Raw genomic sequence first — 25,799 nt, 5'->3', positions numbered from 1 at the left:
AACTCCTGCTCTCTCTTCTATCGAAATCTTATCTTTGGCGGTTAAAGGCCGGTGGGCTGAACCACAACCCAATTGACCAGGGCAATCAGCCCCAGAACAAACAACAATGCCGCACCAATGGCCACACCGATGATGTGGAACGGGTTGAGCTTTTCAATGTCTTGCTGGTACTCGGAATTCTTGCGAAGACCGACAAAGGACCAAAGAACGGCCTGAATGGTGCGCAACCAGGGCGTTTTGGACACGGGCACCTCTGGCTGGCTCATGATCCCAGACCTGTCTTGAGGGGCAAGGGCTGAACGGCAGCGGCCAATGGCGCTGTCGGAGCCGCCGGCGTTTTGCCGCCCACCTCAAAGAAGGTGTAGGACAGCGTGATGGTGGTCACGTCTTTGGACAACTTGGGGTCGATCACAAAGGCGACGGGCCAGGATTTTTTCTCGCCGGGCTCCAGGGTGTACTGGTTGAAACAGAAACACTCGAGCTTGTTGAAGTGGTTGGCCGCGTTGCGCGGTGCATAGCTGGGAATGGCCTGAGCGGCCATGCGGCGGTTTTGCACATTCTGGAACTCGTACATCACGGTGCTGAGTTCGCCAGGGTGAACCTGCATGGAACGTTTTTCCGGCTTGAACTCCCAGGGGCCGCGCACATTGGCGTCGAACTCGACGGTGATGGTTCTGCTGGTATCGACCTGGCTGTTGCGCAACACCTCAGCGGCTTTGCCCGCCTTGGCGTTGCCCGGGACCTGGGTCTCGGATATCGACAAGATGTTGATGCCTGTGATTTCGCAAATGGCCTTGTAAATGGGGACCAGCGCGTAACCGAAGCAGAACATGCCCGCGGTCACCACCGCCAGCTTGCCCACCATCTTCAGATTTTCACCACGCAGGTTCATTGAGGGTCTTTCAAGAATTCAACAACAGCAACTTGGCCACGAATCCCAACAGCACCGTCAGTGCCACCGAGGCCAGGATCAGGCCCAGGCGGACATTGCTTTTTCTTTGTTCAGGGGTCAGGGCCATGGGCATCAACCGATCACGCGGGTCGCGGTGGCATCCAGCTTCGGAGGGTTCTCAAAGGTGTGAAAAGGTGCAGGCGATGGCACTTCCCACTCCAAACCTTCCGCAGCTTCCCAAGGCTTTTGCGGTGCTTTTTCGCCCTTGCCCATCATGGCAGGCAAAACGATGAACAGGAAGAAGTAAACCTGTGCAAAGCCAAAGAAGAAGGCACCCACCGAGGCGATCATGTTGAAGTCGGTGAACTGCATGGGGTAGTCGGCATAACGACGGGGCATACCGGCCAAGCCCAAGAAGTGCATCGGAAAGAACGTGACGTTGAAGGAGATCAGTGACCACCAGAAATGGATCTTGCCGCGTGTCTCGTGGTACATCACGCCCGTCCACTTGGGAATCCAGTAGTAAACACCGGCGAACAGCGCAAACAGCGAACCCGCCACCAGCACATAGTGGAAGTGGGCCACCACGTAATAAGTGTCTTGCAACTGGATGTCGATCGGCGCCATGGCCAAAATCAGGCCGGTGAAACCGCCCATGGTGAACACGAAAATGAAGCCCACCGCAAACAGCATCGGGGTTTCAAAGGTCATGGAGCCACGCCACATGGTCGCGATCCAGTTGAAGATCTTGACTGCCGTGGGCACGGCGATCAGCATCGTGGCGTACATGAAGAACAACTGACCCGTCACTGGCATGCCGGTGGTGAACATGTGGTGAGCCCACACGATGAACGACAAAATGGCGATCGACGATGTGGCGTAGACCATGGAGGCGTAGCCGAACAGTTTCTTGCGAGCGAATGCAGGCACGATCTGGCTGATGATGCCGAAGGCCGGCAAGATCATGATGTACACCTCGGGGTGACCGAAGAACCAGAAGATGTGCTGGTACATGACCGGGTCACCACCACCAGCGGGGTTGAAGAAACTGGTGCCAAAGTGGCGGTCGGTCAGGGTCATGGTGATCGCGCCAGCCAACACAGGCATCACAGCAATCAGCAAGTAAGCGGTGATCAACCATGTCCAAGCGAACATGGGCATCTTCATCAAAGTCATGCCAGGAGCGCGCATGTTGAGAATGGTGACGATGATGTTGATCGAGCCCATGATGGACGAAGCGCCCAGGATGTGCATGGCAAAAATACCCGCGTCCATCGATGGCCCCATTTGCAGGGTCAAAGGCGCGTACAAAGTCCAGCCGGCTGCGGGTGCGCCGCCAGGCATGAAGAATGAGCCCACCAACATCAAGGCGGCCGGAATCATCAGCCAGAAGCTGAAGTTGTTCATGCGGGCAAAGGCCATGTCGGACGCGCCGATTTGCAGCGGCAGCATCCAGTTCGCAAAGCCCACAAAGGCCGGCATGATGGCACCGAACACCATGATGATGCCGTGCATGGTGGTGAACTGGTTGAACAACTCAGGGTTCACGATTTGCAAGCCAGGCTGGAACAACTCGGCGCGGATACCCAGCGCCAAGACGCCGCCGACCATGAGCATGGCAAAGCTGAACAACAGGTACAAGGTACCAATGTCTTTGTGGTTGGTGGCATACACCCAGCGACGCCAGCCCGCAGGCGCGTGACCGTGGTCGTCATGGGCGTGATCGTGATGGTCTAGAACGGCACTCATCTTGATTTCCTTTGATTGGGATACGGTACGGCTTATTTGCGAGCGGCCAGAACTTCAGCCGGCTGCACGATTTGCCCGGTCTTGTTGGACCAGTTGTTCTTGGTGTAAGTGATCACAGCGGCGATTTCGGTGTCCGACAGCTGTTTCCATGCGGGCATGGCGCCGTTGTTTTGACCGTTCAGCATCACCGCGATTTGCTTGGACTTGTCGGCATCGAGCACGACCGCAGAGCCGTCCACAGCCTTGATGGCACCCGCACCTTTGCCGTTGGCCTGGTGGCAGGCCGCGCAGTTGGCCGCATAAACCTTTTCACCGCGCTTGGAGAGGTCGTCCAGCGCCCAGACTTTGGCTGGGTCATCGGCTTTGGCCGCTTGCTTTTTCTTCTCGGTGTCGACCCAGGCAGCGTAGTCAGCAGCCGACAAGACCTTCACGTGGATCGGCATGTAGGCGTGCTCTTTGCCGCACAGCTCTTGGCACTGTCCATAGAAATCACCTGTTTTTTCGGCGCGGAACCAAGTGTCGCGCACGAAGCCAGGGATCGCATCTTGTTTGATACCGAAGGCCGGCACTGCAAATGCGTGGATCACATCGTTGGCGGTGGTGATCACGCGCACTTTCTGACCGACAGGCACCACCAGTGGGTTGTCAACCTTGAGCAGGTAGTTGTCGCCTTGCGGCTTACCAGCGTCGGACATGGCACGCTGCGACGAATCGAGTGTGGAGATGTAGCTCAGACCTTCGCCCTGGCCCTTGATGTAGTCATAGCCCCATTTCCACTGGTAGCCAGTGACTTTGACCGTCAGATCGGCGTTGGTGGTGTCTTTTTGGGCTACCAGCACTTTGGTGGCCGGCAAGGCCATCAGGATCACGATCAGGAAAGGCACAGCCGTCCAGATCACTTCGACCGTGATGGACTCGGTGAAGGTGGCAGGTTTGTGGCCCACCGACTTGCGGTGCTTCCAGATGGAATAGAACATGACCGCAAACACGGCAATGAAGATCACGGTGCAGATGATCAACATGAACCAATGCAGCCATTGCTGCTCTTCGGCAATTTTGGTGACCGGCGGATGCAAATTGAGTTGGTTGACAGCAGGGCCGCCTGGCAAGTCATTGACAGCAAGTGCAGCGGTAGCCACCCAAGCGCCTGCAAAAATGCCCGCGCGCGACAGCAGCGAAGCCAATTGGTTGGAAATATTCTTCATGGTTCTCACTAACTTCCAAGACTCTGTTGAACTCACACCATTGACAAACCAGGCCAGGCCCTGTTCATCACCGGACATCACGCTGAACGCAATGCCCTTCTGATTTCTCGCGCCAAAACTTGGCGCAACTCGGGTCGCACAAAGCGCCCCACCTCGATCGAACGACCCTGGCCTGACAACTCGATCAGGCTGTGATCGCCGGATTTGGGCTCAACCCTCACCCACTGACGCGAAAACTCTGCACGCTCGCGGCGCCCGGCTGATTCTTTTTCCACCACCAGGCTGGTGCCCTGCAGTGAAATCCACTCGCCATCGGTCGCATGCCGGGCATAGGCCAAAAAGGCCAAACCGACCAACGCAATTTCCAGTCCTGCGAACGCAAGAACCAAAGTGGCCCCTTGCACCCAGAAGAACACACCGATGCCCAAGGACACGACACACAAAGACAGGTAAAGCCAACCCAACTGGGCAGGTGTTACCGAACAATTGCGTCGCAACTGCCACTGAATGGCCGGTCCGGACTCTTGTGCAAACTGGTAAGCTGGATTTGACACGCGTCAACTTTCAATAACCTAACACTCTTGAGGCAAGCATTCTGGCTAAAACCCGACGGATTTTACCCGAGATAAACGGGGGTTTTGATTCAACTCAAACTTTGTCGGATATGGGTTTGCCGCTGCGCAGCATTTGGCGCATCTGATCCAGACCGATTTCCGTTTGGGCACTCACGGCAGCGCGTGGCCGGGGTTTGAGCGCATGGCCATACACAATCTCGAAATTGAGCGACAAACGCCCACCCGCCTCAGGCCGAGCCAGTGACAGCAAGGCCTGATCGAGCTGTGCTCGCCAGAGGCGCCCCCGCAAACCCGCAAAGCGATTGACGTTCAGATTGCGCCCCCAAGCCCGCAAGTCGTCGAGCATGCGCTGCGGTGACTCATAGGTCAGTGTGATGCGCTCCATGTCCATGACCGGCTCGGCAAACCCCGCCTCGACCAGCATGTCCCCCCAATCGTGCATGTCGGTGAACTCGTGGGCGGGCTCGGGCCAGCCCTGCCGAGCATAGGCATCGCGCAACTCCCGCAGGCTGTCGGGTCCCAAACACGAAAACATCAAAAAACCGTCCACAGCCAAGGTGTTGTGCCAGTTTTTCAGCATTTGTTGAGGTTGCGCACACGTGTGCAGCAGCATGTTGGCCCACACCATCTGGGCCTGACCGTGCGGCGGCAAGCCCCGCTCGACGCGGGGTCCCCACCAACGCTCGGCCTGCCACCAACGCCCCTGAACCGCCTTTTGCGCAGCCAGGGCCACCCCCTCCCGCTCGCTGCAGAGCCAGGTCTGGGCTTTTGGATAGCGCTTTTGCAAAGCCCGCTGCGCCAACAAGCCGCCTCGCAATGGCTCCCAATGGACCCAGCGCTCGGGCTGCAGCTTGATGAAATCCAGCCGCTCCTGCATGCGGGAGGCCACTTCTTCGTGCAACCAGGGCGAAGCCTGGCCCACCGGATGCGCCAACCAACGGGCAGCAGCAACAGGGTCGAGTGAGGGGGGGCGTTCAGGTGCAGACATGGCCAAGGAGAAAGATGTCCCCTGCTTCAGGCCAACGACAGGTTCGCCTTGTGGTCAGGGGGTGGCGGCAGTATATTGATTTCATGTGGCCCAAATGGTTCCAAGGGATAGGCTCAAAGCTCTGGTCGCCTCGCCCCGACCTGGCTTGGGCTTGGCTGCCCAGCCGCTGCGCCATCTGCCAAAGCTGGCCCCAGTCGCCGTTGTGTGAGGCCTGCATCAGCCGCTTTGCCCAACCCGAGCACCGCTGCCCCAGTTGCGCCCTGCCCTTGCCCCACCCTGAACAGCGCTGCGGTGCTTGCCTGAAAACACCGGCTCCTCTGGCCCTGTGTCTGACGGCCACCGCCTATGCCTGGCCCTGGTCGGACCTGATCGCCCGCTTCAAGTTTCAGCAGCAACCCGGCTGGGCCGCACCCTTGGCCACCCTGATGTTGAGCACCCCCTTGGCCGAAGACACACTGGACGCAGCCGACTGGGTGCTGCCGATTCCGCTGTCGGCCCAGCGCCTGGCCGAACGCGGCTACAACCCATCTTGGCTGCTGGCCCGCCAACTCAGCCCACACAAAGCCGACGCCCGCATGCTGCTGCGCACGCGCGACACACCCTCGCAGCGCACCTTGCCCCGGGCAGATCGGCTGGCCAATCTGGTGGGCGCTTTTGCGGTAGAGCCTTTGCGGGCCGCACAGTTACGGGGCAAGAAGGTGGTGCTGATCGACGACGTGATGACCAGTGGCGCCACCCTGCACATGGCAGCCGGGGTGCTGCGCGCAGCGGGAGCGGCGCAGGTCAGCGCCTTGGTGCTGGCACGCACCGAAACAGGGGGCGAATCCTGAAGGCCAAGGCACAATACCGGCCATGTTCCATATCGTCTTGGTTGAGCCCGAAATCCCGCCGAACACCGGCAACGTCATCCGCCTCGCGGCCAATACCGGCTGCACGCTGCACCTGATCGAGCCCCTGGGCTTTTCGATGGACGACAAACACATGCGCCGCGCAGGCCTGGACTACCACGAGTACGCCGATTTGCGCCGCCATGCAGACTGGGCCTCATTTCTGGCCCAGGAAAAACCCAACCCCGAACGCATGTTTGCCCTGACCACACGTGGCAGCCGCGCTGCCCACGGTGTGGCTTTTGCACCAGGCGACTGGCTGGTCTTTGGCTCGGAAACGCGGGGCCTGTCAACCGAGCTGCGCGAACAGTTTGCACCGGCACAGCGCATCAAGCTGCCCATGCGCGAAGGCCAGCGCAGCCTGAACCTGTCCAATGCGGTGGCTGTGACCGTGTTCGAAGCCTGGCGGCAACATGGCTTTGCCGGGGCCAGCCCTGCGCCAAGCCCGAGTGCTCAGGCGTAAATGCGCACCAGCGACTCGGCAGCGCACACTGGTTTGTCGCTGCCCTCGCGCTCGACCGTCACGTTCCACTGCAGCTGCAGTCCATTGCCCTCGATGGGCGTGGCCGAATGCAAATGCAGGTGCGCCCGCAAACGGCTGCCCACCGGCACCGGGGCCATGAAACGGACCTTGTTCAGGCCGTAATTGACGCCCATGCTTTTGGCAGTGACCTGAATGGTTTTGTCAAAGAACTGAGACAACAAGGACAAGGTCAAAAAGCCATGCGCGATGGGGGCACCAAAGGGGCCTTGCTGGGCCCTTTCCACGTCGACGTGGATCCACTGGTGATCACCCGTGGCCTCGGCGAACTGGTTGACCTGTTGCTGGGTGATGGTCACCCATTCGGTCGCCGCCACATCCTGGCCAATACAAGCGGCCAATTCGGCCAAGTTTGCAAATGTTTTCATGGCCCTGACTTTATTCACCTGCGCGTCCTCAGGGTGTCGATGACGTGACACAAGCCGAAGGTATTCCTCGGGGTCAGGCAGGGGGTGCTGCCTCGCTGGCACGCATCTGCCGGAGTTCCTCACGCAAACGGGCCAATTCGGCGCGGTAGTTTTCGGCGTCGCCGTAATCGGCAAAGCCGTGGTAGTGCGCATGCGCCTGCATCCTACGGCGGGCATGCTTGATCGGGCACCAGTATTTTTCGGTCAGGGCCACCACCTCACGGCCGTAAGCCATCAGGCCATTGCCATAAGAACAGTACGCGCAGTTGATTTTTTCCAGCCAGTTCAGATAGGCCAGATGCGTGCGGTCGTACACAAAATACGCCGAGCGCTTGACCCGGGGGATGCCGCACAAGGGGAAACACACCCATTGGTAGAGCGTGATGAAGGCATCGAACAGCAGCATGGGCAGCAACACCGGGTAAATGAAGGGCACACACAGCACATGCCGCCAATCGGCGGTGAGCACATACCCGAGCAAACCCTCTTTGAAGCGCTTTTGCTGGGCCAGCACTTCTTTTTCAAAGCGCACCTTGTGCTCTTCAAAATCGGCCTGCCACTGCTGGCGACGGCTTTTGGCCTCTTGCTCAATGGCCGTTTCCAGCTGCTGGATACGGTCCAAAAATTCCTGAATTTGGGGGTTCATGGGATCTCCTTGATCAGGCTGGGGCAGGCATTGAGCGACACCATGGGCTTGCCTTGACGACGGTCAATACATGCAGGCGTGGGCGCTCTCAAACTGGCCGATGACCATGGCAGCCGATCACCCACCCGAACACCTTAACACCGCCCAAGGGCTGACAACAGCCCAGGCCCGCACACGGCTGGCAGAAGATGGCCCCAACGAAGTGGCGCAGGGCACACGTCGCACCGTGTGGCGACGCTTGGCCGACACGCTGCGCCAGCCCATGTTCGCCTTGCTGGTCAGCGCGGCGCTGCTGTACGTGCTGCTGGGTGATCTGGCAGAAGGACTGACGCTGTCGGTGTTTGTGCTGGCTGTGCTGGTGCTCAGCTTTTACCAAGAAGGCCGCTCCGAGGCCGCCATCGAAGCCCTGCGCCAGCTCACGCAAGCGCATGCCTGTGCTGCGCGATGGGCAAATGCAAGAGATTCCGGCCAACGAAGTCGTCGCAGGGGACAGTTTGCTGCTCTCCGAAGGCGACCGGGTCGCCGCAGACGGCTGGCTGCTGCAGGCCAACAACCTGCAAATGGACGAATCCCTGTTGACGGGTGAATCGGTCGCGGTAGACAAAAGCCCTGTGCAGGCATTGCCGGCAGGCAGCGACTTGTCCTCCCAACCGCCAACAGCCTCCTGCGTGCACGGCGGCACATTTGTGGTGCGCGGCAGCGGCCGACTGGTGGTCACAGCCACCGGCATGCGCAGCCAGATCGGTCAGATTGGGCTGGCCTTGAATCAGGTACGCGAAGCCGATACACCTTTGCAGCGACAAACCGCCAAACTGGTCCGGGTGCTGGCCAGTCTGGTGGGCGTGCTGTGCGTGGTGATGGTGCTCACCCTGGGCTGGCGCACCGGTCAATGGGTGCCGGCTCTGCTGTCGGGCATCGCGCTGGCCATGGCCATCCTGCCCGAAGAGTATTCCGTGGTCCTCACGCTGTTTCCGGCCATGGGTGCGCGTCGCCTGACGCGTGAAGGCGTGCTGACCCGGCACATCACCGCGATCGAAACGCTGGGGGCCATCAGCGTGCTGTGCACCGACAAAACCGGCACCTTGACGCAAAACCGCATGACGGTGACGGCACTGGCCGTCCCCAAAACGGTCGGCAGCGCAGAACCTTTCAACACCCTGCTCTGGCCAACACCTGCACCTGGCCAAGCCAGCGCTGCGCCGAATCGCGCACCGCCCTTGTCAGAGGCTTTCCACCCGCTGATTGAACACGCCATTTTGGCCAGTGCCCCCACGCCCTTTGACCCCATGGAAACCGCCTTCCACGCCATGGGCCAACACCATCTGAACGGGGGGCAGCGTGCATTCGGCAAAGGCCAGTTGGTGCAAACCTACGCCCTCAGCCCCAGCCTCAAAGCGATGTCGCATGTCTGGGCATTCGACCCGGCCGATCCGCAGGTGGTTTCGGCCAAAGGCGCACCCGAAGCCATCATGGACCTGTGTCACCTGAATCCGGCAGCGCGGCAGCATTGGCTGGGCTGCGTGGCGGACATGGCCGCTCAAGGCTTGCGGGTTCTGGCAGTGGCACACAGCCAATTCGATGGCCACAGTTACCCCGACAGCCCCCACGACTTTGACTTTGCGTGGTTGGGCCTGATCGGGCTGACCGACCCCTTGCGCCCCGAAATTGCCCAAGCCGTGGCCGACTGCCAAACGGCGGGCATTCAGGTCATCGTCATCACCGGTGACTTCCCAGCCACCGCCCAAGAAATCGCCAGGCAAGCCGGACTGCCCGCGGGGGACACGCTGACCGGTGAAGCCCTGGAGGGCCTGGATGACGTGGCTTTGGGCGAGCGGCTGCGGCGGGTCACCGTCTGCGCCCGCATCTCGCCGCACCAGAAGCTGCGCATCGTGCAAGCGCTGCAAACCCAAGGCCAAGTCGTGGCCATGACGGGCGATGGTGTCAACGACGCCCCGGCCCTCAAAGCCGCGCACGTGGGCATCGCCATGGGGGCACGCGGCACCGATGTCGCTCGGGAAGCCGCTGACCTGGTGCTGGTGGACGACAACTTCGCCTCGATCGTTCGGGGCATCCGTTTGGGCCGGCGCATTTTCGGCAACCTGCAAAAGTCCATGCAATACATCTTTGCCATCCACTTCCCGATCGCAGGCATGGCCCTGGTCCCCATGCTCATGGGCTGGCCACCCCTGATGCTGCCTCTGCATGTGGCCTTGCTGGAACTGGTGATTGACCCGGCCTGCTCCCTCGCATTCGAGAACGAGCCCGCAGCAGCGAACGTGATGCAGCAGCCACCCCGCGATACCCGTGCCGCCCTGTTTGGACCGCAAGCCATCGGCCTGGCCTTGGGGCAAGGGCTGTGCGTGTTGGGCGCTGTGGGCTTGACCTTCTACCTGGCACAACTCTGGCCGGGGGCAAACGGGGCGTCCTGGACAACGCTGTGGACACCTGCGCTGGCCAACCCGCTGTTCATGGCACCTTTGAGCGAAGCCCAAACCCGCGCCATGCTGTTCATCACACTACTCACCGGCAATGCCGCCTTGATCCTGTCCAATCGTGCAGGCGCTGGGCAGTTCTGGCGCAGCCTGAACACCCCCAATGCCGTGGCCTACGGGGTGATCGGCTTGGCCGGTTTTTTTCTGGCTTTGGCCATCCATTGGCCTTGGCTGTCAGGTCCTCTTCAATTTGAGCCGCCACCTCTGTGGCCCCTGCTCATCGCTTTGGCATCGGGTCTGCTCAGCGGCGTTGGCATCTCGGTTTTGCAGCGATACGGCAAATCAGCGCCTAGAAACTCATCCTTTTGAGCACACCCTGATGATGGCCTTTGAACTCAACTTCATGCGGGAGATGGGCAGTTTTGACTCTGCTGATTCGTGTCATCAAGCTTTCATCAAAGAAGAGGAAATTGCTCCCCTGATTCATCCTGTCTGTACGTCATGACCACCAACGCCATCACCGACATCCAATTAAGGCAACTTCGCGAAGACTTGCTTGACAGTCTGGATGAAGAACTGGAGTTGGAGTTGGATGACCGCTGGAGCGTTGAAGGTGCTTCCAAGGAATCCGCTTGGGGAGAAAGAACCCATTACTTCCGTGAACTCTTGCGGCTGCAGTCCGAATTGGTGATGCTGCAGGACTGGGTGGTCAAAACCGGCCACCGCATGGTCATCCTTTTTGAGGGCCGCGATGCAGCGGGCAAAGGCGGCGTGATCAAGCGAATCACCCAGCGCCTGAACCCACGCGTGTGCCGCGTGGCCGCCCTGCCCGCGCCGAACGATCGTGAGAAAACCCAGTGGTACTTTCAGCGCTACATCTCGCACCTGCCCGCAGCAGGCGAAATTGTGCTGTTTGACCGCAGCTGGTACAACCGCGCAGGCGTAGAAAAAGTCATGGGGTTTTGCAATGACGAAGAATACGAGGAGTTCTTTCGCTCGGTGCCTGAGTTTGAAAAAATGTTGGTGCGCAGCGGCATTCAGCTGGTGAAGTACTGGTTCTCCATCACCGATGACGAGCAACACGCCCGATTTTTGGGCCGCATCCACGACCCGCTCAAGCAGTGGAAACTCAGCCCCATGGATTTGGAAAGCCGCCGCCGCTGGGAAGATTACACCCGCGCCAAGGAAACCATGATCGAGCGCACGCACATACCTGAAGCACCTTGGTGGGTGGTGCAGGCAGTGGACAAGAAAAAAGCCCGACTCAATTGCATTGACCACTTGCTGGCACAGGTGCCATATCACGAAGTGGCTCACCCACAAGTGGAGCTCCCGGGCCGAGTTCGCAACCCCGATTACATCCGCCACCCGGTTCCTGCGGACATGATCGTGCCCGAGAAGTATTGACCTTGCCAACAAAGCACGGTCTTGGTCCACCGTGCCCGAGTTTGATCAACCAAGCCGTTCTAGCAAGGCCTGCCCCATCTGAATTCGCACGCCCGACGCAATGCCATCGGCCAAGGCAAAACCTTGAGGTACAAAGACCAAAATGGTCGAGCCATGCTCGAACCAACCCATTTCCTGGCCCTTGATATAGGCCGCATCACAGGGCATTTCGTTCGGGCCTTTGTAGCGCAGATTGAGCAAGACATCGACCGCATGAAAGCGCATGCTGGCCACCAACACAGCTGCCACGGGCACGATCAAGAAAGGCAAACCCTCTTGCGTTTGCATGTGCAAGACCGCCCGTTCATTTTTGCAAAACAGCTCTTGTACACGCGCCAGAGCCACCGGGTTCACATTCCAGGTGTCGCCCGAGATGTAAGTCACATGCTGGAGTTGCACATCGTGCGGCGCATGGAAGCGGTGGTACATGCTGCTGGTCAAGCGCAAAGTGACATAGGTGCCCCCTTCCAGGGCGGCAGGCCAATGCTGACAGCGCTCGGAAGTGCCGAGCAAGGTATGCAACTGGTAAGGAAAACCTTTGGCTTGAAAAACTTGGCCTTGCGTGATCGTGCCGCACGCGCCCACGATGGCATCACAAGGCGAGGTCATGAGCGCGGGATCCGGGTTGACCACCCGGGCCCCAGGCTTGAGCTCACGCGTGAAGCACGCATGCAAGCTGTCAAATTGGGTGTGCTTGGCTTCGCTCAAGTCCAGATCACTGAACAAACGCCAAACCGCCATGGACGACTTGACCACCCAAGGATGTCGGATCTGGCTCCACCAACCCATGAAGCGTGTCAAGGTGATGCGTGGGATGCGGTTGGTGAGCAAAAAATTCAGGTCTTCTTGCATCATCCACTTATGAAAAATTCGGCGAATCTTCATCATGTTGTCACTCAATTTGAATAAAAAGAAATTTCATTGACACAAGGAAACTGCTGTGAACTCCACTTGGATCAGTTTGGGCGTACTGGCCGCATTGGCCCCAAGCCTGCATCGGCGCATACAACTCTCGCGGGCCAAACACCGCTCGCTGGCCGGGCATTCGCGCATGGCCAAACGGCTGGCACGCTGGTTGCCCGGTTACGGCTTCGATGAGACTGAATTCTTCGGTTGTGACGGCGCTCCCGAAGACGTTCAAGCGCAACGACGCAAGGCATTTTTTGCCTTGGGCCACACGCTGCAAACGCGCCACCGCTTGAGCATCGAGGCCACCGCGGCGGCACGCGAGAACATCTCTGACATGCAATTCATCGCTGCCTACCGCGTGCCCTTCCAATTCAGCCCTGTGGTGCGCGAGCACCTGAAGGTTGGCTCGTTCTTGCAATCGGCCCATGGCGTGTACGTCACCGATTTGGACGGTCATGTTTTTTATGATCTGACAGGTTCTTATGGCGTGAACGTTTTTGGCGCTGACTTTTACAAACGCACCATGACCGAGGGCATGGCACGCACCCAAGACCTGGGACCGGTTTTGGGCTCTTACCACCCTGTGGTGGCTGGCAATGCAGAGCGCCTGAAGGCCATCTCGGGCTTGGACGAGGTGTCGTTTCACATGTCGGGCACCGAAGCTGTGATGCAGGCCGTGCGCCTGGCCCGCTACCACACGCGCCGAAAAAACATCGTGCGATTTTGTGGTGCATACCATGGTTGGTGGGAGGATGTACAACCCGGCCCGGGCAACCCGATGCCGCCGCGCGAGACCTACACCCTGAGCGACATGAGCGAGCGCAGCTTGCAGGTGTTGCGCTCCCGCAAGGACATCGCATGCGTGCTGATCAACCCGCTGCAAGCCCTGCACACGAATACCAACGCACCGGGAGACTCGACCTTGGTCGACAGCAGCCGCCGTGCCGCCTATGACCGCGAGGCGTACACCGCTTGGCTCAAGGCCTTGCGCCAAGTCTGCACAGAACGCGGCATTGCATTGATATTTGACGAGGTTTTTTTGGGCTTCCGATTGGCTGCAGGCGGTGCGCAAGCCTACTTCGGCGTGCAGGCCGATTTGGTGACCTATGGCAAAACCCTGGGAGGCGGCTTTCCGGTGGGTGTGGTGTGTGGCAAGCGCGAATGGATGCGTCGCTTCAATGAAAAACGTCCAGCCGACATTTGCTTTGCACGCGGCACCTTCAACGCACACCCTGCAGTCATGGGTGCGATGTCGGTCTTTCTTGAGCAACTGGAAACCCCCGAAATCAAGGCCATTTACGAAGGCTTGGACGAACGCTGGAATGCCCGCGCCACCCAATTCAACAGGACCATGCAAACGCATGAGCTGCCCTTGCAAGCGGCCAACATGTCGAGTGTCTGGACACTCTTCTACACCCAGCCCAGCCGGTACAACTGGATGCTGCAGTACTACCTCAGGCTGCATGGATTGGCGCTCAGTTGGGTGGGAACGGGTCGTTTGATCTTCAGCCTCAACTACAGCGACGCCGACTTTGAAAAAGTGCTTCAAAAGTTTGTCACGGCTGCTCAAGACATGCAACGCGATGGCTGGTGGTGGCATGCCCCCGAGATCACCAACAAATCCATCCGCCGCAGCATCCTGAAAGAAACACTGTTTCGCTGAAACCAAACCCCGGTTCACCATGGCAAGGTAAACCGGGGTTTTCAACCATCAGCGACCGCTGTGGAAAGTGTTGTCGGCGAAGCGCTCACCCCGCAGCAACTGCCAAGGCGCCCGGTGGTAGAGGTAAATGTCGTGAAACGGATCGGTAATGATCTTGGTCATCCAGACCAGTCCGGTTTGGACGTCGTGCAGAAAGAACAAATGCACCGTGCGGAACAGCAAAGCCGCCGCACCCAAATACAGCCACGCAAAACCCACAGCCCGCAAAAACTCAAACCAGTTTTCATGCACAGGCAGCAAGCCCATGAAGCCAGGATTCATGTAAATAGCCAACGGCAAAAGGGCCCAGACACTCAAGAGCACCACCTTACGCCGCAAGTTGTAGCCCACCTTGATCTCTTCCTTGAAGTCGTTGGTGGCTTCGTTGACGTGGTCATAGCCCAATGGTTCAAAGAAAAAGTGACCGGCTTGCCTGGAGGTCATGGAGACCATCCAGGCCAGCAATGCGGCCATGGCCGGATCGATCCACAACATCCCATAAGCCACCACAAAAGCCATCGCACTGAGCAAGTGCAAGGACTGGTTGATGCGGCAATGGTGGTAATAACGGTGATCGTCCCAGCGCTGCACTTCCAAAGCTTTCAAGAAATCTTTCACAAGAACCCCATGAGTTGAATGTGTGAAGATCATCATCAATTCATGTGAAAAAACAGTGACATTACTTTTGTCATCAAACTGTTAAAACCAGCGTTCACGATAGGGACATGCTTGAACCCAACAACGCGCCCTATTGCGTCGAAAATTTTGTGCCCGCCAACGCACCCTTGCGCATTGCGGTGGTGACCGAAACCTGGCCACCCGAGGTCAACGGTGTTGCACTGACCCTGTCGCGTTTGATCCAGGAACTGAGCCAACGCCAACACACGATTCAGCTCATCCGGCCCCGACAAGACCGCCATGAAACCGAAAGCCATCGGGAGGGCTGGAGTGAGTTGCTGCTCAAAGGCATGCCTATTCCGCGCTACCCACAACTCAAACTGGGTTTTCCCAGCAAAAAATCACTGGTCCAGGCCTGGACACAGCAAAGGCCCGACTTGGTTCACATCGCCACCGAGGGGCCATTGGGTTGGTCGGCCCTGCAAGCGGCCAGGGTCTTGCGTTTGCCGGTCACCTCTGACTTCAGAACCAATTTCCAAAGTTACAGCAAGCACTATGGCGTGGGCTGGTTGCAAAAACCCATCGTGGCTTACTTGCGAAAATTTCACAACCGCACCCTGTGCACCATGGTGCCGACCCAGGCCATGCACGATCAGCTCAGGGTCTTGGGGTTTCACAACCTCCAAGTGGTGTCACGTGGTGTAGATACTCAGCTTTTCAGGCCAAACAAACGGAGCGCTGACTTGCGCAAGCAATGGCAAGCCAATGACAAGACGCTGGTCATCTTGTCGGTGGGGCGTTTGGCGGCAGAAAAAAATCTGGATCTGACAGTCAAAACCTACTATGCCTTGAAACAAAACAACCGCCCAGTCAAACTGGTTTTTTGCGGTGATGGCCCCTATCGGACCAAACTGCAGGCCGATTGCCCGGATGCCATCTTCATGGGCATGGCCTCGCAAGCGCAGCTGGCTGTGACTTACGCCAGTGCAGATCTGTTTGTGTTTCCCAGCTTGACCGAAACATTCGGCAATGTGACTCTGGAAGCGTTGGCCAGCGGCACCCCAGTGTTGGCGTTTGACTGCGCCGCCGCCAAGGAAGTCATTGAGGACGAGCTCAATGGCTGGCTCGTTCCTGGAGAAGATGCACAACGCTTTGTATTGCGAGCCTTGGCCATCACACAAAACACATGCACTTTGCAAGAGGCACGCCTGAACGCCGCGGCCAGCATTCGTCAATGGGAGTGGCCCAGCATCGCCGTTGAAGTGGAGAACATGTTCCGAAGGGTCCTGAAGGGTTTTTTGACTGATCGTTGATCCAGCTTCGCGCCTAGCGACGCCACGGCATGATGGCCACCCACAAGGGCAATGACAAGCAAAGCATGATGGTCAACAGAGGCCATTCCCATGCCAGCAGCAAACTGTACAAACCCAGCATCAGCAACACACTCAGATTTTCATTGAAACCCTGCACGGCGATCGAGCGCCCAGGAGGCATGATCTTGTGACCCCGGTGTTGCAACAAGGCATTCATGGGCACCAGCAACATGCCGCCGGCCCAACCCGCGACCAACAGCATGGGCACGGCCAACCACAGGCTCTGCGTCAGCGCCAGAGCAGGCATCAGACAAGCCAACACCACGGCCCACACCATTTGTTTGCGGGCACGAAAAATTTGGCATTGAAGTGCGGCGATGACCGCACCACCGATGACGCCTAATGCGACCAAGCCCTGCAAATATGCGCCGTGTTGAAGCGTCAAACCAGCTTGGGACTGTGCCCACACCAGAACCACGAACTGCAGCGCAGCGCCCACCCCCCAACTCAAGGTGGTGACCCGCAAGGAAACGCCCCCTAAGGGGTCTCTCCACAACATTAAATGGTTGGCCCAAAAGGCCGACCAACGCAGATCGGACCATGCCCAGTCAGGGTGTTGAGGCGAGCGCAAGGCATACATGCCGAGGTTGAGGAAAGCTGAGAACACATACAACAAGCAGATCACACCCAAGCCCAAGCCAATTTGGGTTTCAACCAGCCAACTGGTGAGGGTTGAGTGCAAGACAGCTGCAGCCCCTTCGCCCCCTAAGGACCCTGCGCTCATCAGCCAACCACCCAACACAACACCCCATAGAACAGACAAGACCACCGACACCTCCAGGAAGGCATTGGCCTTGACCAAACCTGCAGCCGGCACAGTTTCACAGAGTAAACCGTATTTTGCCGGGGCATACACCGAGGCAGCAAAGCCTGTCAGTGCAAAGGCCAGCAGAGGGTGTGTTCCTGTCCACAACAAGAAAACGGCCATCAACTTGAGCAAGTTCATGGCCAGCATGACGTGGCGTTTTTGAAATGCATCGGCCACAGGCCCCACAATGCTGGCCAGCACCACATAGGACACCGTGAAAACCATTTTCAGCACGGGGGCCCACCAAGCGGGATGGCCTTGCTCTTGCAAAAAGAAAATGCCAAGCAACAAAAATGCGTTGTCTGCCAGCCCACTGAAAAACTGGGCCAGGATCAAAAACGGAAAACCCTTAGGCATTCATCCATTCGGACGCTGTGGATGCTTCGACTGCGCCCCCGAAATCCATCAGCTGAGCCAAATGATTGCGCCTGCCCACTCCTTGGTAAGCCATGCCGAGTTCACTCAAGGCTTCCGGGTTGTAAAGGTTTCTGCCGTCCAAAATGAAGGGTCTTTTCATCAATACCTTCATGGCCTCGAAATCCGGGTTGTGAAAATTTTTCCACTCCGTCAATACCATCAAGGCATCTGCGTCCTCCAACGCTTGCATGTCTGAAGCGGCCAATTCAAAACGCCTCAACAGATAGGGCTCCTGGCTCAGATCCAACCGCAAAGCCTCAAGGGCCTGAGACCCCGCCACGGGATCATAGGCGCTGACGTGCGCACCTTGCTGCAACAATTGACGAATCACCACGCGACTGGGTGCCTCGCGCATGTCATCCGTGTTGGGCTTGAAGGCCAGGCCCCAAATTGCGATTTTTCTACCTGTCAAATCAGGTCCCATGCGCTGCGACAATCGGTCCACCAAAATCGTTTTCTGACGCTCGTTGACCAACTCCGTGGCACTGACCACCGCCATGCTGTGCCCATGGGCCTTGGCGGTGTTGACCAAAGCCTGTGTGTCCTTTGGAAAGCAACTGCCCCCGTAGCCACAACCCGCATACAAAAAGCTGTGTCCAATTCGGCTGTCTGCGCCAATGCCCCGGCGAATGTGGTCCACGTCGGCCCCCAGCACATCGGCGAGGTTGGCCATCTCATTCATGAATGAAATGCGCGCAGCCAACATGGCGTTGGCCGCATATTTGGTCAACTCGGCACTGCGCACATCCATCCACACGGTGCGGGCATGGTGGCGGTTGAAACTGGCATACAGATCACCCATCATGCGACGGCTGCGGGCATGGTGCAGCCCCTCATCCACGCCGACCACAATCCGATCAGGACGCATGAAGTCATCAATGGCGGCCCCTTCTTTCAGGAACTCCGGATTGGACACCACATCAAACAAGTCCAGCGACATGCCCCTGTGCAGCAATTCATGGGAGATCGCAGCACGCACCTTGTCGGCCGTTCCTACCGGAACGGTGGATTTGTTGACCACCAACTTGAAGCCCTTCAGGTGTCGTCCAATGGTGGATGCCACAGACAAGACGTGAGCCAAGTCGGCCGAACCATCTTCGGCCGGCGGTGTGCCCACCGCGATGAACAGGATGTCACCATGCTCCACCGCCTCACAGGCATCGCTGGTGAATCGAATGCGACCATCGGCCCGATTGCGACTCAGCAGCTCTTGGAGTCCGGGTTCATAAATGGGCACATCCCCTTGTTGCAGGGCACGGATTTTTTCCTCGTCCTTGTCCAGACACAACACCTTGAAACCCAGGTCCGACAAGCAAGCGCCTGTGACCAAACCAACGTAACCCGAACCGATGACTGTGACACGCATGGCAAACCTCCAAGTTTGCTGGTCATGATCCACATCAACCGTGAATCGAGCGTGTCATTTGCATGAAGAAATCACGACAAGGTTGTCTGCTTGTGAATGCCCCGGATCCGGTCGGATCAGCTCATGCCAGGACGACTCGGCTTGGTGGAAACAACAGCCTGAATGTGGAGCCTTGGTCCAACACGCTTTCGATGCGCAGTTCGCCGCCGTGGCGTTGCATGACGTGCTTGGTGATGGCCAGGCCCAAGCCGGTGCCACCGGTTTCTCTGGACCGGCTGCGGTCCACCCGGTAAAACCGTTCGGACAAACGTGGCAAATGTTCGGCCGCGATGCCGGGGCCTGAGTCCTTGACGGCAAACACCAAGCCTTCGGGCGTGCTTGTCCACTGGATCTGGATGCGGCCCCCCAGAGGGGTGTAACGGATCGCATTGCTGACCAGATTGGAGACCGCACTCAACAACTCCGAACGCGCACCCAGCAAATACACATCGGGCACTGGGGCAAATTCCAATTGGTGCACAGGCCCCTGGCCTTTGCTGGCCATCCAGTCCGAAAAGCCCTGGGCTTCGGTGGTCACTTGCAGCATCAAGGCCGCCAGGGACACCTTGTCCTGGGTACTGGGCAACTGGCTGCCTTCGAGTTGCGACAGCATCAACAAATCGGCCACCAAGGACTGCATGCGGTCCGATTGCGCCGACATGAGCTGCAGGTAGTGCTGGGTTTCATGGGCATCCATGGGAATGGACTGCAGGGTTTCCACAAAGCCGCTGAGCACCGTCAAGGGGGTGCGAATTTCATGTGACACATTGGCCACAAAGTCGCGGCGCATGGCATCTGCTTGGGCGACGGCCGTGATGTCGCGCGTCAAAAGCAGCGAACGCCCTTCCCCATAGGCGTGCAACTGCACCGACAATTTCTGCCGGTTGACGACCGAGCTGGCACGGCCCTCAATGACCACCTCAGAAACATGGTCGTCCTGCGCAAAATACCGCGCAAACACCGGGTCGCGCACCAGGTGTGCGACGTGTTGCAGTCGGTCCCTTTGCGCATCCAGCCCCAAATGCGCCGCAGCGGTGTCGTTGCACCATTCGATGCGAGATTGCTCGTCCAGCAAGATCACCCCGTTGGGCGAAGCCTGAATCGCCTGCAAAAAATCCTGCAGCTGTTTTTGGTGTGAAGCGGCCAGCTTTTCCTGCTGGCGCACCATGCGTTGTACGCGAACAGAAATCTCGCGCCAAACACCATGCCACGGCGGGTCCTGGCGCAAAACCGGCGCACTCAGCCAGCGCTCAAGGCGGTCCAGCTTCCACAACAGCGTGGCGCCATAAATGAACACAGCAATCAGCGCGCCCAGCACAGCCCCAATGGCTCCCCCTAGGAACCAGCCAGGTGCTCCCGCCAAGCCCACCAGAAAGAGCATTTCGAGAAGCCAAAAAAACATGCAGGACCTGACTTCAAACGGAGGGAGTGGGGGTGAAACGGTAGCCCGCGCCGCGCACGGTCTCGATCATGTTGCCAGCATCGCCCAGCGACTCGCGCAGGCGTTTGACGTGTACATCCACCGTGCGCTCTTCGATGTAGACGTGGTCGCCCCAGACCTTGTCGAGCAAGGCCCCCCGGCTGTGCACCCGCTCAGGGTGGCGCATGAAATAGTGCAAGAGCTTGAATTCGGTCGGACCCACCTTCAGGGGTTTGTCGGCCAAGTTGACCCGGTGTGTGTCGGCATCGAGCTGCAAGTCGCCCATTTTGACCACGCCCCCCGAAGCCTCGGGCACACGGCGACGCAGCACCGCACGGATGCGCGCCAGCAGCTCACGCGGCGAAAACGGCTTGACGATGTAATCGTCAGCGCCGGCATCGAGTCCGGCCACCCGATCGGCCTCATCGCCGCGCGCGGTCAGCATCAAAATAGGCACCGCTTTGGTGCGTGACGATGCACGCCACTTGCGGGCCAGCGCCAAGCCACTCTCACCAGGCAGCATCCAGTCCAGCAAGATCACATCGGGCAGGATCTCGTCGAGTTCGCGCTGGGCGGTTTCGGCGTCGATGGCCCACACTGGTTGAAAGCCGTTGTGCCGCAGATTCACCGCGATCAGCTCGGCAATGGCGGGCTCGTCCTCGACAATCAGAATGCGAGGTGTGGTTCTCATTGCACCGCTTTTTCAATCTCGGTCAAGGCGGTGTGGCGCACGTCAGCGCCTTTGACCACGTAGATGACAAACTCAGCGATGTTCTTGGCATGGTCGCCAATGCGCTCGATCGCCTTGGCCACAAACAGCAAGTCCAAACTGGCCGAAATGGTGCGGGGGTCTTCCATCATGTAAGTGACCAACTTGCGCACAAAACCATTGAACTCGGCGTCGATCAGATCGTCCTCTTTCAGGATGACCAGCGCCGTGTTCACATCCAGGCGGGCAAAGGCATCGAGCGCCTTGCGCAGCAAACCTGTGGCCAAATCGGCGGCAATGCGCAGCTCCGAAGAGGGCAGGTTGCGTGGCGTGCCCTGATCCAGGATCAGCTTGACCATGCGGGCAATGCGCTCGGCCTCATCGCCGGCACGCTCCAGGTTGCCCGTGATTTTAGAGATGGCCATCAGCAAACGCAGATCGCGTGCTGTGGGCTGTCGGCGTGCAATGATCGAGGCCAATTCGGCATCGATCTCGACCTCCAGCGCGTTGACCTGCTTTTCGGTGGCCACCACCTGATCGGCCACTTCCGAACTGAACTGGGCCAGCGCATACACCGCATGGCGGGTTTGCGATTCGACCAGGCCACCCAGTTCCAGAACACGGGAAGAAACGCCGGTGAGTTCGGCGTCGAATTGGCTTGAAATGTGTTTGTCCATGGTGTGCTCCTGATCAGCCGAAACGGCCGGTGATGTAGTCTTCGGTTTCCTGCTTGGCGGGCTTCATGAAAATCTGCTCGGTCTGGCCAAATTCGACCAACTCGCCCAGGTACATATAAGCCGTGAAGTCGGAGACACGCGCAGCCTGCTGCATGTTGTGTGTGACGATGGCGACGGTGTATTCTTTTTTCAGCTCGCTCACCAACTCTTCGACTTTGGCGGTCGAGATCGGGTCCAAAGCCGATGTGGGCTCGTCAAGCAAGATGACCTTGGGCTTGACGGCCACCGTGCGGGCAATGCACAGGCGCTGCTGCTGACCGCCCGAGAGAGACAGGCCGCTTTGGCCCAGCTTGTCCTTGACTTCGTTCCAGATGGCCGCTTTGGTGAGGGCAGACTCCACACGCTCGTCCATGTCCGAGCGGCTCAGGTTTTCGTACAAACGCACGCCAAAGGCGATGTTGTCGTAGATGGACATCGGGAAAGGTGTGGGCTTTTGGAACACCATGCCGATTTGGGCGCGCAACAAGTTCAGATCTTGGCCTTTGTCCAGGATGTTTTGACCGTAAAAGTTGATCTGGCCCTCTGCGCGCTGGCCGGGGTAGAGGCTGTACATGCGGTTGAGCGTGCGCAGCAAAGTGGATTTGCCGCAGCCCGATGGACCGATGAAGGCCGTCACGCGGTGCTCTGCAATGTCGAGGTTGACGTTTTTCAGGCCTTTGAATTTGCCGTAAAAAAAGTCGAGGTTTCGCACTTCGAGGGCGTTTTGGGTCGGTTTCTTGTCAGGCATGAGAATTCCTGTAAATACAAATAGAAAAAGCTGTGGTGTTGGGAACTGTCAGCCTCAAGCCGACTGTTTGTCCCTGAAAAACACGCGGGCCAAGATGTTCAAAATCAGAACCGTCATGGTGATCAAGAGTGCCCCACCCCAAGCCAACCGAATCCAGTTGTCATAAGGACTCATGGCAAACTGGAAAATCACCACCGGCAAATTGGCCATGGGCTTGCTCATGTCGTCGTTGTAAAACTGGTTGCTCAACGCGGTGAACAACAGGGGCGCTGTTTCACCACTGATGCGGGCAATGGCCAGCAACACACCGGTGATCACCCCGCTTTTGGCCGCACGCAGGGTGACCGACAAAGACACCTTCCAACGCGGCGCGCCCAGGGCGAAAGCCGCCTCGCGCAAGCTCCCAGGCACCAGACGGAGCATGTTTTCGGTGGTTCTCATGACCACAGGCACAGCAATCAGCGCCAGCGCCAGGCTACCTGCGTAACCAGAGAACCCACCCAAGGTGGCCACCGCGATGGCATACACAAACAAACCGATCACGATGGACGGGGCCGACAGCATGATGTCGGTCACGAAGCGGGTGAGCTCGGCCGTTTTGCTTTGATCGCCGTATTCGGTCAGGTAAATGCCCGCCAAGATGCCTACAGGCGTTGCCACCAACACCGACAAGCCAACCATCATCAAACTGCCCACGATGGCATTGCGCAGCCCCCCGCCATCGGTGCCTGGCGCAGGCGTGTCCTTGGTCAAGATGTTCCAGTCCAATGCGGCAAAGCCGTTGGAAAACAAGACCACCAAAATCCACATCAAAACGGCCAAACCCAAACCCATGGCCAGCATGGATGTGACCATGCCCCAAGCGTTGGCCAAGCGGCGCCGACGATAGAGCGCGTGATTCATGTTCATGGACATGTCAGAACCCCTTGGCCTTTTCAGCCCGATTGATCATGATTTTGGCCAAGGCCAACACCACAAAGGTGATCGCAAACAACAAGAAGCCGAGCGCAAACAAGGACGACATGTGGAAGTCTGCGGCTTCGCCGAATTCATTGGCCAAAGTCGAGGCAATCGAGGTGCCCGGCGAGAACAACGAAGTTGGCATGCGGTTGGCATTGCCAATCACAAAGGTCACGGCCATGGTCTCGCCCAAGGCGCGACCCAGGCCCAACATGATGCCGCCGATCACGCCCTTTTGGGTGTAAGGCAGAACGATCTTGCGCACCACTTCCCAGGTGGTGCAGCCCAAGCCATAGGCCGATTCGCGCAGGATGGGCGGGGTGATTTCGAACACATCGCGCATCACAGCCGCCACAAAAGGCAAGACCATGAAAGCCAGCACAATACCGGCCGCCAAAATGCCCATGCCGTTGGTGGCACCACCAAACAAGAACCCGATCAGGGGCATGCCGCCCAACACCTCGCGCAGCGGCACCTGGATGTAATCAGCAAACAAGGGTGCAAACACAAACAGACCGAACATGCCGTAAATGATGGAGGGCACCGCTGCCAACAACTCGATGGCCGTACCCAAAGGGCGACGCAACCAGACGGGGCAGGTCTCGGTCAGAAAGACCGCAATACCAAAAGCCAAAGGCACCGCCACCAGCATGGCAATGCCAGCGCTGGCCAAAGTGCCCACGATCGCAATGGCTGCACCAAACTCTTCGTTGATGATGTCCCACTCCACGTACCAAATGAAACGCGCACCAAACTTGGCAAAGGTGGGCCAGGCGTTGATGAACAAAGACACGATGATCCCGGCCAAGGCCACCAGAACCAACAAGGAGAACAACTGCGTCAGGCGGTGAAACAACATGTCTTGCAGCCGCTGCCGCTTGACCACGGCCAGCATGTGGCTGTTGTTGTCCGCACTGGAGAGGGGTGATTGCATGTCTTGACCCATCAAACAAAGAGCATCGAATTAAACAAGAAATCCGTCGGTCGCTTCAGGACAACCGACGGATGAAAGGCCGAAGCGTGGATTACTTCTGAATTTGCGACCAAACCCGTGAACGGATCTGATCGGTCAAGCTGTCAGGCAGGGGCACATAGTCCAGATCTGCGGCCATTTTCTTGCCGTTCTTGAAAGACCAGTCGAAGAACTTGAGGGCTTCGGCCGAAGCGGCTTTGTCGGCCGGGGCTTTGTACATCAAGATGAAAGAGGCCGTGCTGACGGGCCAGCTGTTGTCACCTTTGGCATTGACCATGGACACGCCCATGCCTGGCACGCTGAACCAGTCAGCACCGGCTGCTGCTGCGGCAAAGGTCAAGTCGTCAGGGCTGACGTATTTGCCGTTGGCGTTTTGAATTTGCATGAAATTCATGTTGTTCTTTTTCACGTAGGCGTATTCCACATAACCCAATGAGCCTTTGATGCGGTTCACGTTGGCAGCCACACCTTCATTGCCCTTGCCACCGACCGAGGTGGGTGCTGGCCACTTGACGGCAGCGCCCTTGCCCACGGTGTCAGCCCATTCTTTGCTCACGGCGGTCAGGTAGTCGGTCCAGTTGAAGGTGGTGCCCGAACCGTCGGCGCGGTGCACCACGGTGATGGTCTCATTGGGCAGATTTTTACCGGGGTTCAAAGCTGCAAACTTGGGATCGTTCCACTTGCTGATCTTGCCCATGAACATCTCGGCCATCACGGGACCGGTCACGCGCAATTCGCCAGGTTTGAAGCCGTCCAGGTTGATCACAGGCACAGTGCCGCCGATGATGGCGGGGAACTGAACCATGCCGTCTTTGTCCAGGTCAGCGCCTGGAACAGGGGCGTCTGTGGCGCCAAAAGTCACGGTTTTGGCACGGATTTGGCGAATGCCACCGGAAGAACCGATGGACTGGTAATTCATGCCTGTGCCTGTGGCGGCTTTGTAGCCTTCAGCCCACTTGGCATAAATAGGGAAAGGGAATGTCGCGCCAGCGCCGGTGATGTCGGCGGCGAAGCTGGCCGCTGCCATGGCGCTCAGGCCAATGGCGGCTACAAAAGATTTCAGTTTCAACATATCAACTCCTGGTTGAGGGTGTGCGTTCAAGACCCCCAAGTAGGATTTCTTGAGGACTGATGTCACTTTAGAGGTGAATTGTGACAGTCTTGTGTCAAAGAGATGTTTTTTAAGTTCTTATTGATCTATCCCAGATTCTTGACTCGTGAAGCTTTCACCCAGCCGTTTTCATCTGTGTCCAGACCACGGTGACCCTCAAAC

At 58.1% G+C, this 25,799-nt stretch carries 26 protein-coding genes and 1 pseudogene; 7 read left to right on the top strand and 20 right to left on the bottom strand.

Annotated elements, in window-relative coordinates; all coding sequences use genetic code 11:
* Window positions 1–41: 41 nt before the first annotated feature.
* The 7 genes from LHAB_RS07715 to LHAB_RS07690 form a co-directional block, all read right to left on the bottom strand.
* On the bottom strand, window positions 42–266 hold the full coding sequence (locus LHAB_RS07715; protein ID WP_090045168.1) for a DUF2970 domain-containing protein: 225 nt from the start codon (window positions 264–266) through the stop codon (window positions 42–44).
* Window positions 263–892, bottom strand: coding sequence for a cytochrome c oxidase assembly protein (locus LHAB_RS07710; protein ID WP_090045167.1), 630 nt, complete (start codon window positions 890–892; stop codon window positions 263–265). Before LHAB_RS07710 ends, LHAB_RS07715 begins: the two co-directional genes overlap by 4 nt.
* A 10-nt stretch (window positions 893–902) precedes the next feature.
* Window positions 903–1,019 (bottom strand): cytochrome oxidase small assembly protein, encoded by a 117-nt coding sequence (locus LHAB_RS14750; protein WP_228763383.1) that lies wholly within the window; start codon window positions 1,017–1,019, stop codon window positions 903–905.
* Between the two features lie 5 nt (window positions 1,020–1,024).
* Window positions 1,025–2,641, bottom strand: a complete 1,617-nt coding sequence (gene ctaD / locus LHAB_RS07705; RefSeq protein WP_090045165.1) for a cytochrome c oxidase subunit I — start codon at window positions 2,639–2,641, stop codon at window positions 1,025–1,027.
* Window positions 2,642–2,673: 32 nt separating this feature from the next.
* Window positions 2,674–3,846 carry a cytochrome c oxidase subunit II gene (coxB, locus tag LHAB_RS07700; RefSeq protein ID WP_090047790.1) on the bottom strand — a complete coding sequence of 391 codons (1,173 nt, stop codon included), beginning with the start codon at window positions 3,844–3,846 and terminating at the stop codon, window positions 2,674–2,676.
* Window positions 3,847–3,923: 77 nt separating this feature from the next.
* Window positions 3,924–4,400, bottom strand: a complete 477-nt coding sequence (locus LHAB_RS07695; protein WP_090045164.1) for a DUF2244 domain-containing protein — start codon at window positions 4,398–4,400, stop codon at window positions 3,924–3,926.
* A 94-nt stretch (window positions 4,401–4,494) separates the two neighbouring features.
* The gene (locus LHAB_RS07690) at window positions 4,495–5,409 is read right to left on the bottom strand and encodes a biotin synthase (RefSeq protein ID WP_090045162.1); all 915 of its coding nucleotides are present in this window, start codon (window positions 5,407–5,409) and stop codon (window positions 4,495–4,497) included.
* A gap of 83 nt (window positions 5,410–5,492) precedes the next feature.
* Between LHAB_RS07690 and LHAB_RS07685 the strand changes: the two genes are divergently transcribed.
* Window positions 5,493–6,239, top strand: a complete 747-nt coding sequence (locus LHAB_RS07685) for a ComF family protein (RefSeq protein WP_090045161.1) — start codon at window positions 5,493–5,495, stop codon at window positions 6,237–6,239.
* Window positions 6,240–6,261: 22 nt separating this feature from the next.
* Window positions 6,262–6,759, top strand: coding sequence for a tRNA (uridine(34)/cytosine(34)/5-carboxymethylaminomethyluridine(34)-2'-O)-methyltransferase TrmL (gene trmL / locus LHAB_RS07680; RefSeq protein ID WP_090045159.1), 498 nt, complete (start codon window positions 6,262–6,264; stop codon window positions 6,757–6,759).
* Here the strand turns inward: trmL and LHAB_RS07675 are convergent.
* Together LHAB_RS07675 and LHAB_RS07670 are read right to left on the bottom strand one after the other, a co-directional pair.
* On the bottom strand, window positions 6,750–7,205 hold the full coding sequence (locus LHAB_RS07675; protein WP_090045158.1) for a MaoC family dehydratase: 456 nt from the start codon (window positions 7,203–7,205) through the stop codon (window positions 6,750–6,752). The genes trmL and LHAB_RS07675 overlap by 10 nt on opposite strands.
* A 73-nt stretch (window positions 7,206–7,278) precedes the next feature.
* On the bottom strand, window positions 7,279–7,890 hold the full coding sequence (locus tag LHAB_RS07670; protein ID WP_090045156.1) for a hypothetical protein: 612 nt from the start codon (window positions 7,888–7,890) through the stop codon (window positions 7,279–7,281).
* Window positions 7,891–7,960: 70 nt separating this feature from the next.
* On the opposite strand from LHAB_RS07670, the pseudogene LHAB_RS14745 reads away from it, so the two are divergent.
* The 3 genes and pseudogenes from LHAB_RS14745 to ppk2 form a co-directional block, all read left to right on the top strand.
* Window positions 7,961–8,125: pseudogene (locus LHAB_RS14745) on the top strand (cation-transporting P-type ATPase); the annotation flags it as partial.
* Window positions 8,126–8,318: 193 nt separating this feature from the next.
* Window positions 8,319–10,691, top strand: a complete 2,373-nt coding sequence (locus LHAB_RS07660) for a cation-translocating P-type ATPase (RefSeq protein WP_090045153.1) — start codon at window positions 8,319–8,321, stop codon at window positions 10,689–10,691.
* Between the two features lie 132 nt (window positions 10,692–10,823).
* The gene (gene ppk2, locus LHAB_RS07655; RefSeq protein ID WP_090045152.1) at window positions 10,824–11,729 is read left to right on the top strand and encodes a polyphosphate kinase 2; all 906 of its coding nucleotides are present in this window, start codon (window positions 10,824–10,826) and stop codon (window positions 11,727–11,729) included.
* A 45-nt stretch (window positions 11,730–11,774) separates the two neighbouring features.
* Here ppk2 and asd read toward each other — a convergent pair whose 3' ends face one another.
* Complete coding sequence (gene asd, locus LHAB_RS07650; protein WP_228763382.1) at window positions 11,775–12,656, bottom strand: archaetidylserine decarboxylase; 882 nt, start codon at window positions 12,654–12,656, stop codon at window positions 11,775–11,777.
* 52 nt (window positions 12,657–12,708) lie between these two features.
* On the opposite strand from asd, the gene LHAB_RS07645 reads away from it, so the two are divergent.
* Window positions 12,709–14,340 (top strand): aminotransferase class III-fold pyridoxal phosphate-dependent enzyme, encoded by a 1,632-nt coding sequence (locus LHAB_RS07645; protein WP_090045150.1) that lies wholly within the window; start codon window positions 12,709–12,711, stop codon window positions 14,338–14,340.
* Between the two features lie 48 nt (window positions 14,341–14,388).
* Here LHAB_RS07645 and LHAB_RS07640 read toward each other — a convergent pair whose 3' ends face one another.
* Window positions 14,389–14,997, bottom strand: a complete 609-nt coding sequence (locus LHAB_RS07640; RefSeq protein ID WP_090045149.1) for a hypothetical protein — start codon at window positions 14,995–14,997, stop codon at window positions 14,389–14,391.
* A 107-nt stretch (window positions 14,998–15,104) separates the two neighbouring features.
* On the opposite strand from LHAB_RS07640, the gene LHAB_RS07635 reads away from it, so the two are divergent.
* The gene (locus LHAB_RS07635; RefSeq protein ID WP_090045147.1) at window positions 15,105–16,310 is read left to right on the top strand and encodes a glycosyltransferase family 4 protein; all 1,206 of its coding nucleotides are present in this window, start codon (window positions 15,105–15,107) and stop codon (window positions 16,308–16,310) included.
* A 13-nt stretch (window positions 16,311–16,323) separates the two neighbouring features.
* Here the strand turns inward: LHAB_RS07635 and lplT are convergent, their stop codons facing one another.
* The 9 genes from lplT to pstS all read right to left on the bottom strand — a co-directional run bounded on the left by lplT (window position 16,324) and on the right by pstS (window position 25,598).
* Entirely contained in the window at window positions 16,324–17,535 is a 1,212-nt protein-coding gene (gene lplT, locus LHAB_RS07630) for a lysophospholipid transporter LplT (protein ID WP_090045146.1), read from the bottom strand.
* Window positions 17,528–18,961 (bottom strand): UDP-glucose dehydrogenase family protein, encoded by a 1,434-nt coding sequence (locus tag LHAB_RS07625; RefSeq protein ID WP_090045144.1) that lies wholly within the window; start codon window positions 18,959–18,961, stop codon window positions 17,528–17,530. Before LHAB_RS07625 ends, lplT begins: the two co-directional genes overlap by 8 nt.
* A 121-nt stretch (window positions 18,962–19,082) precedes the next feature.
* A complete protein-coding gene (phoR, locus tag LHAB_RS07620; RefSeq protein ID WP_090045143.1) occupies window positions 19,083–20,402 on the bottom strand; it encodes a phosphate regulon sensor histidine kinase PhoR in 1,320 nt (439 codons plus the stop codon).
* A 13-nt stretch (window positions 20,403–20,415) separates the two neighbouring features.
* On the bottom strand, window positions 20,416–21,111 hold the full coding sequence (gene phoB / locus LHAB_RS07615; protein ID WP_090045141.1) for a phosphate regulon transcriptional regulator PhoB: 696 nt from the start codon (window positions 21,109–21,111) through the stop codon (window positions 20,416–20,418).
* Entirely contained in the window at window positions 21,108–21,806 is a 699-nt protein-coding gene (gene phoU, locus LHAB_RS07610) for a phosphate signaling complex protein PhoU (protein WP_090045139.1), read from the bottom strand. The genes phoB and phoU overlap by 4 nt, the downstream gene beginning before the upstream one ends.
* Before the next feature lie 13 nt (window positions 21,807–21,819).
* A complete protein-coding gene (gene pstB, locus LHAB_RS07605; protein WP_090045138.1) occupies window positions 21,820–22,593 on the bottom strand; it encodes a phosphate ABC transporter ATP-binding protein PstB in 774 nt (257 codons plus the stop codon).
* A gap of 54 nt (window positions 22,594–22,647) precedes the next feature.
* Window positions 22,648–23,502 carry a phosphate ABC transporter permease PstA gene (gene pstA / locus LHAB_RS07600; protein ID WP_369814107.1) on the bottom strand — a complete coding sequence of 285 codons (855 nt, stop codon included), beginning with the start codon at window positions 23,500–23,502 and terminating at the stop codon, window positions 22,648–22,650.
* A gap of 7 nt (window positions 23,503–23,509) precedes the next feature.
* A complete protein-coding gene (pstC, locus tag LHAB_RS07595) occupies window positions 23,510–24,487 on the bottom strand; it encodes a phosphate ABC transporter permease subunit PstC (protein WP_228763381.1) in 978 nt (325 codons plus the stop codon).
* Between the two features lie 91 nt (window positions 24,488–24,578).
* Complete coding sequence (gene pstS / locus LHAB_RS07590) at window positions 24,579–25,598, bottom strand: phosphate ABC transporter substrate-binding protein PstS (protein ID WP_090045133.1); 1,020 nt, start codon at window positions 25,596–25,598, stop codon at window positions 24,579–24,581.
* Between the last annotated feature and the right edge of the window lie 201 nt (window positions 25,599–25,799).

The organism is Limnohabitans sp. 2KL-27 (assembly GCF_001269345.1).
GTDB lineage: Bacteria > Pseudomonadota > Gammaproteobacteria > Burkholderiales > Burkholderiaceae_C > Limnohabitans_A.
The sequence above is the reverse complement of the archived record's forward strand: the minus strand, read 5'-3'. Positions and strand labels throughout refer to the sequence as shown.